The 14,177-nt window shown below is 40.6% G+C and carries 14 protein-coding genes; 5 read left to right on the top strand and 9 right to left on the bottom strand.

Features of this window, described 5'->3' with window-relative positions; genetic code table 11:
• Positions 1-23: 23 nt before the first annotated feature.
• From I6F49_RS02395 to leuS, 9 genes are read right to left on the bottom strand one after another with little or no spacing between them, the layout of a single operon-like run.
• Positions 24-788 carry a septal ring lytic transglycosylase RlpA family protein gene (locus I6F49_RS02395; protein ID WP_165739928.1) on the bottom strand — a complete coding sequence of 255 codons (765 nt, stop codon included), beginning with the start codon at positions 786-788 and terminating at the stop codon, positions 24-26.
• Positions 788-1,894: a rod shape-determining protein RodA gene (gene rodA / locus I6F49_RS02390; protein ID WP_197176542.1), complete on the bottom strand. Its 1,107-nt coding sequence runs from the start codon at positions 1,892-1,894 to the stop codon at positions 788-790. The genes I6F49_RS02395 and rodA overlap by 1 nt, the downstream gene beginning before the upstream one ends.
• Positions 1,891-3,759: a penicillin-binding protein 2 gene (gene mrdA, locus I6F49_RS02385; RefSeq protein ID WP_197176543.1), complete on the bottom strand. Its 1,869-nt coding sequence runs from the start codon at positions 3,757-3,759 to the stop codon at positions 1,891-1,893. The genes rodA and mrdA overlap by 4 nt, the downstream gene beginning before the upstream one ends.
• Positions 3,760-3,768: 9 nt before the next feature.
• The gene (gene rlmH, locus I6F49_RS02380; RefSeq protein ID WP_007585562.1) at positions 3,769-4,239 is read right to left on the bottom strand and encodes a 23S rRNA (pseudouridine(1915)-N(3))-methyltransferase RlmH; all 471 of its coding nucleotides are present in this window, start codon (positions 4,237-4,239) and stop codon (positions 3,769-3,771) included.
• Between the two features lie 37 nt (positions 4,240-4,276).
• Positions 4,277-4,594, bottom strand: a complete 318-nt coding sequence (gene rsfS / locus I6F49_RS02375; protein WP_165728920.1) for a ribosome silencing factor — start codon at positions 4,592-4,594, stop codon at positions 4,277-4,279.
• 55 nt (positions 4,595-4,649) lie between these two features.
• A complete protein-coding gene (nadD, locus tag I6F49_RS02370) occupies positions 4,650-5,285 on the bottom strand; it encodes a nicotinate-nucleotide adenylyltransferase (RefSeq protein ID WP_197178194.1) in 636 nt (211 codons plus the stop codon).
• A gap of 21 nt (positions 5,286-5,306) precedes the next feature.
• A complete protein-coding gene (holA, locus tag I6F49_RS02365) occupies positions 5,307-6,344 on the bottom strand; it encodes a DNA polymerase III subunit delta (RefSeq protein WP_197160000.1) in 1,038 nt (345 codons plus the stop codon).
• Entirely contained in the window at positions 6,344-6,835 is a 492-nt protein-coding gene (locus tag I6F49_RS02360; RefSeq protein WP_197159992.1) for an LPS-assembly lipoprotein LptE, read from the bottom strand. The genes holA and I6F49_RS02360 overlap by 1 nt, the downstream gene beginning before the upstream one ends.
• 1 nt (position 6,836) lies before the next feature.
• Entirely contained in the window at positions 6,837-9,425 is a 2,589-nt protein-coding gene (gene leuS, locus I6F49_RS02355) for a leucine--tRNA ligase (RefSeq protein WP_166419146.1), read from the bottom strand.
• A gap of 196 nt (positions 9,426-9,621) precedes the next feature.
• Between leuS and I6F49_RS02350 the strand changes: the two genes are divergently transcribed.
• The 5 genes from I6F49_RS02350 to I6F49_RS02330 all read left to right on the top strand — a co-directional run bounded on the left by I6F49_RS02350 (position 9,622) and on the right by I6F49_RS02330 (position 14,034).
• The gene (locus I6F49_RS02350) at positions 9,622-10,080 is read left to right on the top strand and encodes a zinc ribbon-containing protein (RefSeq protein WP_007585575.1); all 459 of its coding nucleotides are present in this window, start codon (positions 9,622-9,624) and stop codon (positions 10,078-10,080) included.
• A gap of 77 nt (positions 10,081-10,157) precedes the next feature.
• A complete protein-coding gene (locus I6F49_RS02345; protein WP_231609626.1) occupies positions 10,158-12,578 on the top strand; it encodes a Lon protease family protein in 2,421 nt (806 codons plus the stop codon).
• 20 nt (positions 12,579-12,598) lie between these two features.
• Positions 12,599-13,075 carry an FKBP-type peptidyl-prolyl cis-trans isomerase gene (locus I6F49_RS02340; RefSeq protein WP_197160109.1) on the top strand — a complete coding sequence of 159 codons (477 nt, stop codon included), beginning with the start codon at positions 12,599-12,601 and terminating at the stop codon, positions 13,073-13,075.
• A 25-nt stretch (positions 13,076-13,100) separates the two neighbouring features.
• The gene (locus I6F49_RS02335; protein ID WP_197159988.1) at positions 13,101-13,355 is read left to right on the top strand and encodes a hypothetical protein; all 255 of its coding nucleotides are present in this window, start codon (positions 13,101-13,103) and stop codon (positions 13,353-13,355) included.
• 142 nt (positions 13,356-13,497) lie between these two features.
• Positions 13,498-14,034: a hypothetical protein gene (locus I6F49_RS02330; protein WP_197159986.1), complete on the top strand. Its 537-nt coding sequence runs from the start codon at positions 13,498-13,500 to the stop codon at positions 14,032-14,034.
• Positions 14,035-14,177 lie beyond the last annotated feature (143 nt).

Here is a 14,177-nt window from a genome sequence, read left to right as displayed (position 1 = left end):
CTGGGGTAGTTTGGGTATTAGTCTTACTGAGTGTATAGCAAGAACGCGTTTTGAAATTGATCTTGTTTTAATTTTTGTAATACTTCTTTTGCATGCTGGGCATCTTTAATAGGGCCGAGGTGCAATCTATAAATAGCGTCCTTTTGAACGATATTTGTTGGTAATTTATACTGACTTCTTAACGTGCTTGCTAGCGCTTCAATGTTTGTTAGTGTACTACCTGCAGCTACTTGAATATAGGTTTGATTTACAGCAGAGCCAGCAAGCGTAACGGCCTCTAGCTTAACCTTTGCTGTACCATGAGTGTAATAACCAAGCTTATAAGCGGCTGCGTACGAAAGGTCAATCACTCTATCGTCATGAAACGGGCCCCGGTCGTTTACGCGCACTATTACCGATTTACCATTTGCGGTATTGGTTACTTTAACAAAGCTAGGTAATGGCAGTGTTTTATGCGCTGCGGTCATGGCAAACATATCGTAGGTTTCACCATTTGAGGTGTGATAACCATGAAACTTACGACCATACCACGAGGCAATACCTTCCTCAGAATAACCTGTTTCATCAAGCATCGGGGAATAGCTTTTACCAAGCACTGTGTATGGGCGGCTAGCGCTAGCACTTTTAGTGGTTTCGGTTACTATAGCGTCTTGCATCTCAAGTGTAGTTGGGGCTCTTAATGGCGCTGCATCATGACGCATACTATAACGGCTACTTGATCCGCTACTACAAGCACTTAAAAGTAAAATTAATAATGTAGTAAATATAAGCTGATTAGTGTGTCGCATTATTTTAAAAGCATCCTTTTATCTGTCGCAATTGACATAATAATGCCAAATCCTGCCATTAACGTCACCATCGATGTACCACCATAACTAATCAGTGGTAAAGGTACGCCTACAACAGGTAATAAACCCGACACCATGCCTATGTTTACAAATACGTACACAAAAAAGGTGAGGGTGAGTGCGCCTGCGAGCAATTTACCAAATGCATCTTGTGCATTAACAGCAATGTATAAACCACGGCCAATAATAAACAAATACAGGCTTAGTAAAACACATACGCCAAATAAACCAAATTCTTCGCTTAAAACCGAAAATATAAAGTCGGTGTGGCGCTCTGGCAAAAATTCTAATTGCGATTGCGTACCAAGCAGCCAGCCTTTACCTTCTATACCGCCTGATCCAATAGCAATTTTAGATTGAATAATATGATAACCCGAACCGAGCGGATCGCTCTCAGGGTCTAAAAAGGTGAGTACACGCTGCTTTTGATAATCGTGCATACCGTAGTGCCAAAATGGCCATGCGGCAAGCGCTACAATAGAGCTTAAAAAGCCGATTAAACGCCAACTTAAGCCCGACAAAAACAATACAAATATACCTGAACTAGCAATAAGTATGGCGGTACCTAAATCGGGCTGTTCTTTAATTAATAATGTAGGGAGCATTACAATCATAAAACCAATAATTAAGTGCAATGGACGAGGAGGTAGGTGATTACGCCCTATATACCAAGCAACCATCATCGGTACTGCTAATTTCATTAGTTCAGCAGGTTGAAACCGTGTAACGCCTAAATCAAGCCAGCGCTGTGCGCCTTTTGAACTTACACCAAACAAAAGTACACCCACTAGCATTAATAAACCAACGCAATAAAGTGGGATTACTAAACGCTTTAGTGTGGCAGGCGAAAACTGGGCTAAAATAACCATAGCAACAATCGCACCGCCCATACGGGTCATGTGCCTAATCATCATTGAAGAGTCTTGCCCGCTGGCGCTGTATACAACCATTATGCTACCAGCCATCATGATAAGTAATGCGATAAGCAGTGGTAGGTCTAGGTGCATGCGCATCCAAATAGAGCGTTTATCGTGCAAGTCGGTCATGGTGTATCGTTCCTTGCAAGATTAACTGGATTGGCTGCAAAGTAATAATCCATAAGTTGGCGAGCAATTTGAATACCGCCGTGGTTGTTTTCTAATACAACAGAAACCACAATTTTTGGATCGTTATAAGGTGCAAACCCTACATAAATAGTGTTGTCACGTTGGCGCTCTTTAAGCGATTTAGCATCGTAACGTTCACCTTGTGCAATACTTACTACTTGCGCGGTACCGGTTTTACCCGCCGAATCGTAGTTAGTGCCTTTAAATGCTTTGTGCGCTGTACCAGATATTTTTCGGACCGTGTTATGCATAGCATCTAACGATACCTGCCAATGACGTGGATCTTTTAAAATAACAGGGGGTTTTTCTTCGTTATTTATTTGCGTTACATCGCTATCTTTTTTAACCACTTGCACTAAATGAGGCGGGTGATTAATACCACGATTAACCAATATGTTAGTTGCGTTTGCAATTTGAATTGGTGTAGCAGTCCAATAACCCTGTCCAATACCTACCGAAATAGTATCGCCGCGCCACCAAGACTCTTTAAAGCGACCTTCTTTCCATTCTTTTGAAGGTAGAATAGCGGTGGTTTCTTCGTGAATATCAATACCAGATAAATCGCCATAACCAAAACGCGCCATAAAGTCGCTTATTTTAGTTATGCCTAATCGATAAGCCGCATCGTAAAAGTAAGTATCGCAAGACTCTTCAATCGCTTTGTATACATCAACATGACCATGACCCCACCGTTTCCAGTCTCGCCATTTGTGTTCAACGTTTGGAATTTGAAAAAAGCCAGGATCCCACATTGATGTTGATTCATTTACTATATTTTCTTCAAGCGCTAATACAGCCATTAAGGGCTTTACCGTAGAGGCAGGCGCATAACGACCTTGCGTAGTACGGTTTATTAACGGACGGTCTTGGTTAAGTAACGCTTTATAATTTTTGCTGCTAATGCCGTGTACAAATAAATTTGGGTCGTAACTTGGGTTTGAATAAAGTGCCAGCACGCCACCATCTTTTGCATCCATAACTACAACAGCGCCACGCATATCTTTAAGCCCATGCTGTGCAATTTGTTGCAAGCCAATGTCTAAGGTAAGTACTAAATCGCTACCAGGTTGTGGCTGGGTCATGCTTAGAGTGCGAATTACACGGCCACGGTTATTAACTTCTACCCGTTGTGAGCCCACTTTACCGTGCAATGTCTCTTCATAGTATTTTTCTAATCCGAGCTTGCCAATATCATATGTAGCACGGTAATTGGTTGCACGATCTTCTTGTTCTAATTGGTTTAGCTCTTTTCTATTAAGCTTGGCAACATATCCAAGCGCATGCGTTAGCGTGTCGCCAAATGGGTAGTAGCGAGCCAGACGTGCCTCAATACTAAAACCAGGAAATTTATGCTGATTAACCGAAAATTTCGCCACTTCTGTTTCGTCTAAGCGGGCTTTTAATACTTGTGATTTAAAACGACGGGTGTGTTTTATATCTTTTAAAAAGTCTTGTTTATCTTGCTCTGTAATCGCAATTATTTTACTTATTTGATCAAGCGATTCGTCAAGGTCATCTACCTCTTCGGGGATGACTTCAAGGTTGTAAACAGGTTTGTTTTCAGCAAGTAGCACACCGTTACGGTCGTAAATTAAACCACGGTTGGGTGCAATAGGAATAACTTTAATGCGGTTATCGTTGGAGCGGGTTTGGTAGTCTTGGTGATCTTCTACCTGAATAGTATAAAGATTAGAAAGTAATACAGCGACTAATCCTAATACAAAAACAAAACCCACGAATGCTCGCCTAGCAAATAAGTTTGCTTCTGCGGAGTGGTCACGAATAGTGGGTCTATGTTTTAGCATGGCAAGGGGTTACTCGCGATGATAAGGATGGTTGTTATTTAAGCTCCAGCCTCGGTAAAGGCTCTCTGCAACAATTATACGCACCAAAGGGTGCGGCAATGTTAAATTAGATAACGACCATTTTTGCTCAGAAGCTGCAATGCACTCTGGAGCAAGTCCTTCAGGTCCGCCAATAAGTAAACTTACATCGCGGCCGTCGAGTTGCCATTTTTCCATATTTTTAGCAAGTTGGTGAGTATCCAGCGCTTTCCCTGTTACCTCTAACGTTACAATACGATTGCCTTTTGGAATAGCCGCTAATGTTTTTTCACCTTCAATGTGTAAAATACGCTTTATATCTGCGTTTTTACCACGTTTTCCGGCTTGAATTTCAATTAACTCAAGGGCCATATCTTTAGGGAAACGGCGCTGATATTCTGCAAATCCCGTTTCTACCCATGCTGGCATTTTGGTACCAACAGCAATCATTTGTATTTTCACGTATTACTTCCAAGCATTGTCTAAAATAAGTGAGCGTTTAGCCCCACAGTTTTTCTAGATCGTAATAGATACGTGCTTCGCTTTGCATCACGTGTACAACCACATCACCTAAATCAACCAGTGCCCATTCGCCGTCGCCTTCACCTTCATAACCTAGTGGTTCTGAATCTGCATGACGCGCTTCTTTTGCTAAGTGATCAGCAATTGACTGTACGTGACGTTTAGAAGTACCAGAACAAATTACCATGTAATCTGTGATATCTGATGTCTTAGTTACGTCAATATGAACGATGTCACGCGCTTTCATATCGTCAATTTTATCCATTGCAAAGGCGAGTAGTTGTTTTGAATCCAAGGTTTTGTCTCAATTTAAAAATTTAATGGCGCGCATTTTAACACGCTAGGAGTTTTTAAGCATCAATTTGATAGAGCTGATGCATTTGTATGTAATGACTCACTGCATCGGGCAATAGTTCATTCTTTTTATTACTTATTTTTAGCTGCTTGCGAATAGTACTTGAGGCCGCATCGAGCATTTCACCGGGTAAAAAATAAAGTTTACCGGCAAGTGACTGTTTAAGTGTTGCTGCTTCGTCTACATTTGCGTGCTGCATATAGCTTTTTAGCTCGCCATTAACAGTGCAATGTTGAGCAGGGCGCTGGTAGACCACAATATGACAAAGTTGCGTTATTGCTTGCCACTCAAACCATTTATCCAGATTGTTAAATGAGTCCATACCAATTAAAAATAAAATAGGTGTAGTGGGGTGCTCTTTACGAAGTTCTTGCAAGCTCAGTAACGAGTACGATGGACCTGTTCGGTTAAGTTCTCTTAAATCGAGTTCAAAATGAGGATAAGGTGCAATAGCTGCGTTTAGCATATTAATTCGATGCTGCGTACTAATACCCGGCGCTGCTTTGTGAGCAGGGAGTGCACACGGCATAAAATAAAGCGTATCTAAATTAAACGCATTAACGCATTGCTGCGCCATATTTATATGGCCTAAATGGACTGGGTCAAAGGTACCACCAAAAATTGCGATCATTTAACACCCATTAGCTATTTATTAATTAGCCGTGTGGCACGGCATAGGAATGTTAAGCGGCTGGCAAAATTTAATGCAAATATGTGCAAGCGCTTGGTAAGGTGCTATTAACTTACCTTGCTTATAACTGGCATCAAACAACGCTACATCACTATTTATTTGCTCTAGTGTGTGCATGTTTAACCGGTTAATAGCATTTTGAACTGGGCCTTGTTGGTTTTTCCAAATAGCCTTTTGTTTAAATAAATTAGCGATAGGCTCGCCATTTAGTAAACCAAGTTGCACACTTATTAGTGTATTAAGCTCTTTGGTAATTGCCCACAAAATGCTCACCACTTCGGTGTTATCGCTCGCAAGTTTGTTTAATACTTTTATAGCTTGTTTAGCGTGACCATTTAATAGTGCATCACTTAAATCAAAAATATCAAACTTGGCTTGATTTAAAAGCCCTTGCATTACTAATTGCTGAGTAATTAAAGTATTGCCGTGCAGTAGTGAGAGTTTTTCAAGCTCCTGAAAACACGCTAATAAGTTACCTTCAGTGGCATTAATTAAGCTTACTTTGGCGTCGTTTTGTACATTGAGCGATAAACGTTGGCATTGATCGTCAAGCCATCGTTTTACATGCGTGCCTGTAAGCGGGTAACAAGGAACAAATACGCCTAGTTTATCAAGGGCTTTAAACCATGCACCACGTTGTACTTCTTGGCTGGCTTTAGCGCCTTTAACAATTAAAATAGTATCGGGATTAACCAGCTCAACTACTTTTTTAAAGGTGTTGCTGCCTATAACGCCTGGCTTTTGTTGGTTCAAATCAAGCTCAATAATAGTGCGCGCACTAAACAGCGACATGCTTTGATACTGGGCTATAATTTCTTGCCAATCGAACCCTTGCATTAAAGTAAACTTAATTACCTCATCAAACCCTTGCTGCTTAGCAACGTCACGAATTTGCTGTACGCATTGCGTTTCTTGAAAAGGCTCTTCCCCAAACACTAAATAAAAAGGCTTTAGCCCTTTACTTAGTTCACTCGGTAATTGATTAGCGTAGCAGCGCATTATAGTTGCGACAGCTCTCTAACAATACGACGACTGGCTTGCTCACGAATCTCGCTAATGAGTAGCTCAAGCTCTTTTGCTTTTGCTAATGCATGATCCGGATCGTCTTGGTAATTACGGTACAGTTCAAAGCGTTTTTCTATCGCTTTTTCACCTGGTCGTTTAACTACATACGATACGCCATAAGCGAGCTCGTATTCAGCAACCTGACCATTTTGAAACAACGAAAGTGTTTGGCGTTCGATAGTTTCTTTACGTAAATACAATTGAGCTTTATCTTTAGCTGACGATACTAGCTTTACATTACTCGCTTTAAGTTCTTTTTTAAGCTCAGTAAATAAAGTCGATTTTTCGTCATCGCCTACAAGTGTTAGCTGTTTTAAGTTATCAGGCAAGCTAGAGGCTTTTTTTAAATGAAAGCCACAGCTTGATAACAAAAAACAGACTAGCACTAAGGCTAGTCCATTTTTAATGGCGTTAAATGCAGCCATATTAGTTAGCTACCACGTTAAGTAGTTTGCCTGGTACGTAAATAATTTTACGAATAGTTGAGCCATCTGTAAATTTAGTGACGTTAGATTCAGCAAACGCAAGGGCTTCTACTTGCTCTTGAGTTGCACCAGCTGCCACGGTTAACTTAGCGCGAAGTTTGCCATTTACTTGCACGATGATTAATTTTTCATCTTCTACAAGAGCCGACTCGTCAACTTTTGGCCACGCAGCATCTAAAATCTCGCCTTCTTTACCAAGCTCTTTCCAAAGCTCATGTGATAAATGCGGAGTAATTGGTGCAAGCATAATAATTAATGCTTCAAGTGCTTCATTAGCAATCGCTACATCTTGTTTGTCGCTCAGTGGTGCTTTTAATAACTTATTAGAAAGCTCCATAATAGCGGCAATAGCGGTGTTAAAGGTTTGACGACGTTCAACATCATCAGTCACTTTAGCAATGGCTTTGTGTAAGTCGCGACGTAATACTTTTTGTGGGTTAGTTAGCGCTGATTTATCAAGTGCTTGGTAACCTACTGTTTTAACGTCTACCGCGTATTTCCATACACGCTTTAAGAAACGGTGTGCGCCTTCTACGCCCGAGTCTGACCATTCAAGCGTTTGCTCTGGTGGTGCTGTAAACATCATGAATAAACGCACTGTATCTGCACCATACTGGGCAATTACATGTTGTGGGTCTATACCGTTGTTTTTAGACTTAGACATTTTGCTCATACCTGATGAGAATACCGGTTCACCATCTTCTTTGTGCCATGCTTTAGTTACACGGCCTTTATCGTCGGTTTCGGTGTTTACATCAGTTGGCGAAATCCAAATGTCGCCGCCTTTTTCATCTTTACGATAAAATGTTTCAGCAAGTACCATACCTTGACAAAGTAAGCGGTCAAACGGCTCGTCTGAATTTACTAAACCAAAGTCACGTAATAATTTATGGAAAAAGCGCGAGTACAATAAGTGTAAAATTGCATGCTCAATACCACCAATGTATTGGTTTACTGGTAACCAGTAGTTAGCAGCCGCTGGATCTAGCATGCCTTCGTCGTAGCGTGGGCTACAGTAGCGTGCGTAGTACCAAGACGATTCCATAAAGGTGTCAAACGTATCAGTTTCGTGAAACGCAGGTGCGCCATTTACGGTTGTTTTAGCCCACTCTGGGTCTGCTTTAAGTGGTGAAGTTACACCGTTCATTACCACATCTTCTGGTAGTCGAACGGGTAGCATATCTTCTGTTGCGGCAAGTTCTTTACCATCTTCATCGCTAAGCATTGGAATTGGAGAACCCCAATAACGCTGACGGCTAACACCCCAGTCACGCAGGCGGAAGTTTACTTTACGCTCACCAACGCCTAGTGCTTCTAATTTGTCGGCAATCGCTTTAAAACCAGCTTCAAAATCAAGGCCGTTAAATTCACCCGAATTTACAAGTACGCCTTTATCAGTAAACGCTTCTTCTTTTAGGTTTACTTCAAGGTCTGAACCCTCAGCAGGTGCAATAACTTGTTTTATATCTAGGCCGTACGCCGTTGCAAACTCAAAATCGCGTTGATCGTGTGCAGGTACTGCCATTACAGCGCCTGAGCCATAATGCATTAATACAAAGTTAGCAACCCAAATTGGTACTTGCTCGCCCGTTAATGGGTGAGTGGCGTAAAAGCCTGTTGCTATGCCTTTTTTCTCCATTGTTGCCATGTCTGCTTCGGCAACTTTGGTGTTTTTGCATTCTTCAACAAACATTGCAATAGCATCGCTATTTTTAGCGGCTTCTTGTGCAATAGGGTGGCCACCGGCAACAGCAACATACGTAACACCCATAAAGGTATCTGGACGAGTTGTGTATACGCTAAATGTTTCGTCGTTATCGGTGCGTTTAAATTCAATATCACACCCTTCAGAGCGGCCAATCCAGTTACGCTGCATTGTTTTAACTTGCTCTGGCCAATCTTCTAACTTGTCTAAATCGTCAAGTAGCTCTTGTGCGTAGTCAGTAATTTTAATAAACCACTGTGGAATTTCTTTTTGCTCAACTACAGCACCCGAACGCCAACCGCGACCGTCAATAACTTGCTCGTTAGCGAGTACGGTTTGATCCACTGGATCCCAGTTAACCGTCGACATTTTTTTATACACTAGGCCTTTTTCATAAAGCTTAGTGAAAAACCACTGCTCCCACTTGTAGTATTCTGGATGACACGTCGCAATTTCGCGATCCCAGTCATAACCAAAACCTAATTGCTTAAGTTGGGTACGCATGTAATCAATATTTTCGTAAGTCCACTTAGCGGGTGCTGTTTTGTTTTTAATAGCAGCGTTTTCTGCAGGTAACCCAAACGCATCCCAACCCATAGGTTGCATTACGTTTTTGCCTTGCAGGCGCTGGAAACGAGAAACAACATCACCAATGGTGTAGTTACGCACATGACCCATATGCAGTCGACCACTCGGATAAGGGAACATAGAAAGGCAGTAATACTTTTCTTTGCTCTCATCTTCAGTGACTTTAAATACCTGGTTTTCTTCCCAGTAGCTTTGTACTTTTGACTCTATATCTTGCGGGTTATATTGCTCTTGCATCTATGGTTCCAGACTTCTTGCAAACTAATAAAAAATTGCCGTTAGGATACCCCAAATAAAACACTATTCACAGCGTCAAAAACATGCTTTTATTAAATTGTAACTTTCAGTGCAGGTTAACCTGCTTTTTTATAGTGTGGTTAGCTAAAGACATAAGTTACAGACTGATTTAACAGCAATTTTGAAGGAGTAAAAAATGACTGATTACAAAACATGGCTTAGCAGTTTTACCCATTGGATAAAAGATGTAAAAGAGCATGGTTTAAAAGATGTGGTTTCTGGGTTTGTTGAATCTGAGCAGGCGCTTAAAGATTTAAGTCAAGAAAGATATGAGCTCTATAAAAGCTATTTAAAGAATGATATTGAACATATAGTAGAGAACGAATCACACTATAATTCGCTTGCATGGCAAGAGCTTAAAGAGTCTCTTTGGTTTGAACTTTCGCATATAGAAGATAAAACCCAGCTTGAGTGGCAATCTTTAAGTCAAGATTTTAAGCACAATGGTGTGTATCACGCAGGCGAATGGATAGCCATGGGCACATTAGTATGTAAGAATTGCACCCATAGTTACGATGTTTATCACGCTACACAAATTACACCGTGTATTGAATGTGATGGAATCTATTTTAGTCGTAAGGCACTGCACCCTTAAATATAAGTATTAAGTGGCTGCGGGCCACTTAATACGCCCAAAGGCCAGCGAATATGCTGGTAAAAAAAGAAGTTAGAATGACGAAAAAATTGCTGCCACTATCTGTTTCAAAGCTCGCACCGAGTATTTCTACTAATCACGTAAACACGTGCATGAGCAATCCATACCCAGAGCAACTTACGTTTATAGGCCAACAACGCGCCCAAAGTGCTTTAGATTTTTCATTAGGGATGGAACTGCCGGGTTACAACGTTTATGTAATGGGCGAGGCTGCTCACGGGCGCTTTACGCTTGTTAAAGATAAACTTAAGCAACACGCAAAAGACCGCTCAACGCCAAACGAATGGTTATACGTAAATAATTACGATGATCACAGAGAGCCCATTGCGCTGTTTATGCAACCAGGGCAAAGCAAGCAACTTAGTGACGATATAGATTCATTTTTAGATGAAGTGCTCGACACCTTTCCAGCTGCATTTGACAACCCAGCGTACCAACGTAAGAAAAAATCAATCGACCGTGAATTTAACGACGCCTACGACAGTGCTATTACCGCAGTAGAAATTGCGGCGTTTGAGCAAAGCGTTGCATTAGTTGAAGAAAAAAATTCAGTCGGGTTTGCACCACTTGTAGATGGTAAACAATTAAGCGACAGCGAATTTGGCGAACTTGAAGAAACGTTACGTGAAGAGTTTTTTGAAAAAATTGAAAAGCTAGAAGATGCATTAATAGAAGCATTAATAGAACTGCCACGTTGGAAACGCGAATCAAAAGAAAAACAACGCAACCTTAAAAAATCGACTGCAGAGCAAGCCACTAAACCACTTTTAAAAGACTTAGAACATAAATATGCCACGCATATTGGTGTACTGCGCTATTTAAAAGATATACGCGTTGAAATTATAGACGCGGTACTTGAATGGCTAGATGACGAAGATGAAAGTGAAGAAAGCAAAGAAGACTTTGATCGCAAAGGCATGCTTACCGACTTTTTTGCACCTAACATTTTAGTTGAGTTTAAAGAGGACGACGCAGCACCGGTTGTGTACGAGCCCAACCCAACGTTTGGCAATATATTTGGCAAAATTGAGTATTCAACATCGCAAGGCTCTTTAATTACCTGTTATCGCTCAATTCAGGCTGGTGCATTGCATCGTGCTAATGGGGGTTATTTAATTATGGACGCTGAAAAAATCATGGCAAACCCACAAGTGTGGGATGGTTTAAAACTCGCGTTAAAAACACATCAAATTAAAAACGATTTACCGTACCAAGACAGCACAGTAGGGACTAGCTTTACACTTCGCCCGCAGCTTATACCGCTTGATGTTAAAATTATTTTATTAGGTTCGCGCGAGTTGTACTACACCATAGGTGAATACGATGAAGAATTTGCAGAACTATTTAGAGTATTAGCCGACTTTGATTACTACTTGCCAAGTAGCGATAAATTGCAATACCAGTTTATTACTAAAGTAACCGAGTATTGCGAGCAAACATTAAAGTGCACTGCAACGCAGGCTGCTATGGTGCGTTTACTTAAATTTAGTTACCGCCAAGCTGAGCATCAAAATAAATTATCAGCGCGTTTTGCTGATGTACTTGAACTTATTGCAGAAGCGAGTTACTACGCAAAACAAGACAAATTAGCCGTTATTGACGCGCACCATATTGACGAAGCCATTGAAGGCAAGCAATACCGTACCGGCCAAATTAGCGAAAATATGCTCAGTGATATAAAAGAAGGCCACACACTTATTGCAACCGACGGCCAAGCCATTGGTAAAGTAAATGGCTTAACCGTATTACACATTGGCGATACCTCATTTGGTACCCCTGCGCGTATTACGGCAACGGTTTATGCTGGCGCCGATGGCGTAATAGATGTTGAACGCGAAGCTGAGCTTGGTAAAGCAATTCACTCAAAAGGTGTTATGTTGCTTACCGGTTATTTAGGTAATAAATATGCGCAGCACTTTAGCTTAACGCTTAGCGCTAATATTGCCATTGAGCAAAGCTATGGTTACATAGATGGCGATAGCGCATCTTTAGCAGAGCTGTGTGCGCTTATTTCGTCTATTACAAGCCTACCTATTAGCCAATCAATTGCGCTTACAGGCTCTATAAACCAACATGGTGATGTTCAAGCCATTGGTGGCGTAAACGAAAAAATAGAAGGCTTTTTTAAACTGTGTAAAATGCGTGGTTTAACAGGTTCGCAAGGCGTTATTATTCCTAAATCAAACCAAGTTAACTTAGTGCTTGATGACGAAATACTTAATGCGGTTGAAGCGGGTAAATTTAATATTTACGCAGTAGAAACCGTAGACCAAGCGCTTAACTTATTAATGGATATAGAAGCTGGCGATATTATTGATGACCAGTATCCAGAAAACTCAGTAAATGGCATTGCGCTTGCTCGTCTTAAAGAAATTGCCGACATAGTTAATGGCGATGATGACGACGAAAAAGACGAAGAGCCAGATAACGAAAAGTAAAACAACGAAAAAGGTTAATGATGATCAATATAATTTTGGCGGTGGTTATCGCCATTTTTTGTTTTTTAATATTTCAAAATAGTAAAAAAGCAAAACAACAAGCAGGCATAAATGCACAAATAGGTGCAGATTACTTAGCGGCTAACGCAAAAGTAGAGGGCGTGGTCGAAACCGCATCTGGCCTACAGTATAAAGTAATCCATAAAAGCGATAGTGAAAACACACCAACCCCAAAAAGTATGGTTAACGTGCATTACCATGGCACGCTAATCGACGGCACTGTGTTTGACAGCTCAGTAGAGCGTAAAACACCGATTAGCTTTGGTTTACACCAAGTTATTAAAGGCTGGACTGAAGGCTTACAGCTTATGAGTCCCGGCGACAAATACACGTTATACGTACCGCATCAATTAGCGTACGGCGAAAAACGTGTAGGGAGTATTCCTCCTGCCTCAGTACTTATTTTTGAAGTAGAGTTACTGGCAATTGAGTCTTAGTGATCAAATAACAAGGAAGTAAATTATGAATAAAGATGAATTACTTAAAATAGCCAAGGGTGATATTAACTTTACCTTTCAATCTATTATTTATGCATTAGCGCTATGCTTACTAATTGCAGCTGTTTTTTTACTAGAGATGAGCGTTAACCTACAAATGGGTTTAATAGTTTGTATTATCGGTGTGTTTGCCATGACTATTTATAATAATTTAAATACTCGCCTAAATGCAGCCCTTGCTCTTATTGCACTCTCGCAAGATAGCCAGAGCACTAAGTAACGAGTTAGTTTAATAAATTGGTATAAGCCCTACTTTAATAAAGTGGGGCTTTTTGCTTTTAGCTAACAATAAAATTTACTTAAGGATTTTAATACGAGGTCGATACCTATAATAGTTACAAAGCTATTTTAGGGATAAAATAATGAAGATTTCACCGACTCCCATTCCATACCAAGTACACAACCCAAATACTCAACCTTTAGCGCAATCAGATAAACTATCTGTTGAAAAAGCGAGTGGAGAAAATAGCGAGGAAGAGAATGAAGAAGAGCCAAAATATGTGTTATCTAAGTTTCTAGATACCAAAGCGCAAGAATATAGTGAAGATAACGCTACGTTTAGCAATCAATATAAAAATCTAGAAAAAGTATACAAGCACTTTACTGGGCGAGTTATTGCGCTGCAAGAACAAATTAGCAAGCTTAAACAAAGTCCCGTACAACGTAGTTTAACTATAAATACTTCTGCAAGTGAGCCGAATAAAAGTGATGCGAGTTTAACTTTAGATGCAGAGCATCTAGGTGCAAAACAATATAAAAACACGCAACAACAAGAGCAAATAGACATGCTAGAGCTGCAACTTGGAGAGCTAAAATCAGAGCAAGCGGCAGTAAAGCAACAAATGGTTGAGTTGGTTATTAGTGAAATGAAAAGGCGAGGTGACGACTATACTATTTAGCGCCATCAACATGCTGGTGGGCTGGTAGTGTTTAGAAATCTGTGTCATTTCAGTATTATTAAGAAAACAGGAGTGACACATGACTCAATCTTTCGATTTCAACAAAGCATTAGCTGAACTTCAAGCTGGTAAAGGTCTTACTG

Source organism: Pseudoalteromonas sp. SWN166, from assembly GCF_015864485.1.
Classification (GTDB): Bacteria; Pseudomonadota; Gammaproteobacteria; order Enterobacterales; family Alteromonadaceae; genus Pseudoalteromonas.
The sequence above is the reverse complement of the archived record's forward strand: the minus strand, read 5'-3'. Positions and strand labels throughout refer to the sequence as shown.

Bases quoted from the DNA above. Each gene is read 5' to 3' on its own strand.
- I6F49_RS02330 (WP_197159986.1), top strand. From the start codon at position 13,498: ATGAAGATTTCACCGACTCCCATTCCATACCAAGTACACAACCCAAAT.
- I6F49_RS02360 (WP_197159992.1), bottom strand. From the start codon at position 6,835: ATGGCTGCATTTAACGCCATTAAAAATGGACTAGCCTTAGTGCTAGTC.
- I6F49_RS02335 (WP_197159988.1), top strand. From the start codon at position 13,101: ATGAATAAAGATGAATTACTTAAAATAGCCAAGGGTGATATTAACTTT.
- leuS (WP_166419146.1), bottom strand. From the start codon at position 9,425: ATGCAAGAGCAATATAACCCGCAAGATATAGAGTCAAAAGTACAAAGC.
- mrdA (WP_197176543.1), bottom strand. From the start codon at position 3,759: ATGCTAAAACATAGACCCACTATTCGTGACCACTCCGCAGAAGCAAAC.
- I6F49_RS02345 (WP_231609626.1), top strand. From the start codon at position 10,158: ATGACGAAAAAATTGCTGCCACTATCTGTTTCAAAGCTCGCACCGAGT.
- I6F49_RS02395 (WP_165739928.1), bottom strand. From the start codon at position 788: ATGCGACACACTAATCAGCTTATATTTACTACATTATTAATTTTACTT.
- I6F49_RS02350 (WP_007585575.1), top strand. From the start codon at position 9,622: ATGACTGATTACAAAACATGGCTTAGCAGTTTTACCCATTGGATAAAA.
- nadD (WP_197178194.1), bottom strand. From the start codon at position 5,285: ATGATCGCAATTTTTGGTGGTACCTTTGACCCAGTCCATTTAGGCCAT.
- holA (WP_197160000.1), bottom strand. From the start codon at position 6,344: ATGCGCTGCTACGCTAATCAATTACCGAGTGAACTAAGTAAAGGGCTA.
- rodA (WP_197176542.1), bottom strand. From the start codon at position 1,894: ATGACCGACTTGCACGATAAACGCTCTATTTGGATGCGCATGCACCTA.
- I6F49_RS02340 (WP_197160109.1), top strand. From the start codon at position 12,599: ATGATCAATATAATTTTGGCGGTGGTTATCGCCATTTTTTGTTTTTTA.